Source organism: Glaciecola sp. 1036, from assembly GCF_050306235.1.
Lineage (GTDB): Bacteria > Pseudomonadota > Gammaproteobacteria > Enterobacterales > Alteromonadaceae > Glaciecola.
On sequence record NZ_JBLWFH010000042.1, the window covers coordinates 1 to 564 of the forward strand.

The 564-nt window shown below is 39.0% G+C and carries 1 protein-coding gene; it reads right to left on the reverse strand.

Annotated features, from left to right (window positions below; translation table 11 throughout):
• Positions 1-123 precede the first annotated feature (123 nt).
• Complete coding sequence (locus tag ACNKW3_RS19830; protein WP_427401064.1) at positions 124-384, reverse strand: GIY-YIG nuclease family protein; 261 nt, start codon at positions 382-384, stop codon at positions 124-126.
• Between the last annotated feature and the right edge of the window lie 180 nt (positions 385-564).

Below are 564 nucleotides of genomic sequence, written 5' to 3' on the forward strand. Positions count from 1 at the left end.
GGTTTTGTCGCTTATTACGCTACTCCCTCTAAGGGAGGGAGTCCATACATCGGCGCAGGCCACGACCTCCTTGGAACTTAATGCAGTTTGTTACTTCACAAGTAAAGCTTCGTACAAATCATCTCAATCCGGATTTTCTGTATTGATCAATTTATTTTTCCATTCTCTACGCCAGTTTTTTAAATGCTTTTCTCTCAATATTACGTCTTCCATAAGAGCAAACTGCTCAAAGTACACGAGCTTTTGTAAGTTGTATTTTTTGCTAAATCCATCTACTTGCTTGTTTTTGTGTTGATGAATACGTTGAATTAGATTACTCGTTACGCCAATATATAGCGTTGTATTGTGCGTATTGGTAATGATGTAAACACAGGGTTGCTTCACTACTGGAATGCCTGGCAATCAAATAAAGCAATTTTAGCGAATATTCATTTTATTTAGACTGTTCTTAGTGTTGGTTTTAATTAAATTTACTATGTTCCAAGGGGGTCGTGGCCTGCGCCGATGTATGGACTCCCTCCCTTAGAGGGAGTAGCGTAATAAGCGACAAAACCTTTACCTTGG